The following is a 2,379-nucleotide window of genomic DNA, read 5'->3' as shown; positions in this document are numbered from 1 at the left end:
CGTCCGCCGTGGGTCCTCCCTCCGGCGCGGACCGCCCGGAGCCCGGGGCCCGGCGACGCTCGTGCGGCGGGGAGCCGGACCCCGGCTCGGGCGTCCACTTCCGCCTGCCCCTGCGACCGGAACGCATAGACCAATCCTGCCGTACCCGACCCCGCCCGGCGGGGTCTCACCCCTGTGGGACGAACCTCACCCGGAACATCGTGGGCCACAGCTTGCCGGTGAGCAGGAACTCGTCCGATCCCGGGTACTTCGCCACCCCGTTCAGCACGTCGGCGTCGGCACGCTCGTCCGGCGTGAGCAGGCCGGAGGCGTCGATGCGGGCGGTCACCCGTCCGCTGTCGACGTCGATGCGCCGCAGCACGTCGCTGTGCCACACGTTGGCGTAGACCGCGTCCCCGACGCACTCCAGCTCGTTGAGCTCGGCCAGTTCCGTGCCGGACTCGGTCACCGTGACGGACCCGGTGACGGAGAAGTCCGCCGGATCGCGGAAGGTCAGCCGGGCCGAGCCGTCGCTCATCACCAGCTCGTCGGCCTCCTCCCGGTGGCACAGCCCCCACCCCTCGCCGTCGTAGCGGACGCGGCGCCGCTCGGCGAGGGTGTCCCGGTCGCGCTCGATCGCGACGCCCGCCTGCCAGGTGAGCTGCCACACCCGGTCGCCGACCACGGTGAGGCCCTCGCCGAACAGCGGCTCCGGCAGCGGCCGCACGATCTCCGGCTCCCCGCCGACCGGGCCCGCGCGCACCGACGACTCACCGACCAGTCCGGTGCCCTCGTACAGCGTGTCCCCGGCGATCTCCAGGCCCTGCGTGAACGCCTCCGGGTCGTGCGGGAGTTCCTCGACCACCTCGACGTCGAGCCGTTCCACCCCCGCCCCGGACGTCGGGGAACCCGCCCCGTCCCCGTCGTCCGGGGCCGGGGCACAGGCGGTCAGCACGGCCAGGGCGAGCCCCCCACTGATCATCCGTCGCACGCCGACCAGCCTGGCAGAACCCACCGGATCGGCGGAACGCCCAAATGCTGCACAATTGGGGTATGGCCCTGCTGCTCACCCACGACGACGGCACGATCCGCCGCAAGCTGGCCGAGGCGGTCCCGACGGCGCGGGAGGCCGCCGTCCTGGACGCGGGGGAGCACAACGTCGGTGCGCACGTCGACGTCGAACACGAGGACGCCGTGACGGCGACCCACCTGTTCGACGCGCTGCTGCCGGGGTACCGCGGCTGGCGCTGGGCGGTGACCGTGGCCCTCCCGGCCACCGACCCCGACGCCGAGGTCACGGTCAGCGAGGTCACCCTGCTGCCCGGGCCGGACGCGATCCTGGCGCCCCGGTGGGTGCCCTGGGAGCGCCGGGTGCGGCACGGCGACCTCGGGGTGGGCGACCTGTTCCCCACCCGGGAGGACGACCCGCGGGTGGTCCCGGCCTACGCCACCACGGACGACCCCGAGGTGGAGGACGTCGCCCACGAGATCGGCCTGGGGCGGGAGCGGGTGATGTCCCGCCACGGCCGCGAGGAGACCGCGACCCGCTGGTACCGCGGCGAGTACGGACCGCGTTCGGACATGGCGCGCAGCGCGCCGGGCGCGTGCGGCACGTGCGCGTTCTACCTCGGCCTCGCCGGGTCGCTGCGCGCGGCGTTCGGGGTGTGCGGGAACGAGATCTCGCCCGCCGACGGGCACGTCGTCCACGCGGAGTTCGGCTGCGGCGCGCACTCCGAGGTGGAGATGGAACGCCGGTCGCCGGTCCCGGTGGCCGAGGTGGTCTACGACGACTCGGTGCTGGACAGTGACATGCCGCAGGCGGCCGACACCCCGCAGGCGGCCGACGGCGCCGACGCGCCCACCCGCGGCTGACGCCGGGTGGAGCCGGAGGCGCGGGAGACGAACGCCCGCCCGGAACCCCGTGGGGAGATGCCGCGCCCGGAGTCGCTGCGGCGGCTGCGGGAGACGGTGCTGCGGACGTGGCGGGACTCGCCGACCCGGCTGACCGAGGACACCAATTCCGAGCACGACCTGCGTGCGGGCGCGTACCGTGACCGGCTGTTCGTCGAACTCGCGCAGAACGCCGCCGACGCGGCCGCCCGGTCGGGACGGCCCGGCCGGATGCGCGTGCGGGTCGTCGACGGGGAACTGCGCGTGGCCAACACCGGTGTCCCGCTGGACGACGACGGCGTCGCCGCGCTCGCCTCGCTGCGGGCCTCGGACAAGGACCGTGCCGCTCCCACCGGCTCCGCGGACGCCCCGACCGACCCGACCGACCCGACCGCCCCGACCGACCCCACCGGTCCGGAAGCCACCGTCCCCGGCGACCCGTCCGGGGCCGCGGGGGTCGTGGGCCGCTTCGGGGTCGGGTTCGCCGCCGTGCTCACGGTGACCGAGCGG

At 75.3% G+C, this 2,379-nt stretch carries 3 protein-coding genes; 2 read left to right on the top strand and 1 reads right to left on the bottom strand.

Annotated features, from left to right (window positions below; genetic code table 11):
- Positions 1-166: 166 nt before the first annotated feature.
- Complete coding sequence (locus SACPADRAFT_RS0217775; protein WP_007027305.1) at positions 167-961, bottom strand: glutaminyl-peptide cyclotransferase; 795 nt, start codon at positions 959-961, stop codon at positions 167-169.
- Between the two features lie 71 nt (positions 962-1,032).
- Between SACPADRAFT_RS0217775 and SACPADRAFT_RS28480 the strand changes: the two genes are divergently transcribed.
- Together SACPADRAFT_RS28480 and SACPADRAFT_RS34135 are read left to right on the top strand one after the other, a co-directional pair.
- A complete protein-coding gene (locus SACPADRAFT_RS28480; RefSeq protein ID WP_040924555.1) occupies positions 1,033-1,851 on the top strand; it encodes a DUF3027 domain-containing protein in 819 nt (272 codons plus the stop codon).
- 57 nt (positions 1,852-1,908) lie between these two features.
- Positions 1,909-2,379, top strand: a 471-nt coding sequence (locus SACPADRAFT_RS34135; RefSeq protein WP_407690025.1) for a sacsin N-terminal ATP-binding-like domain-containing protein, incomplete at its 3' end; no start/stop codon positions are given.

The sequence above is a fragment of the Saccharomonospora iraqiensis subsp. paurometabolica YIM 90007 genome, from assembly GCF_000231035.2.
GTDB lineage: Bacteria > Actinomycetota > Actinomycetes > Mycobacteriales > Pseudonocardiaceae > Saccharomonospora > Saccharomonospora paurometabolica.
Note: the sequence above shows the minus strand (reverse complement) of the source record. Positions and strands in the feature narration are given on the sequence as shown.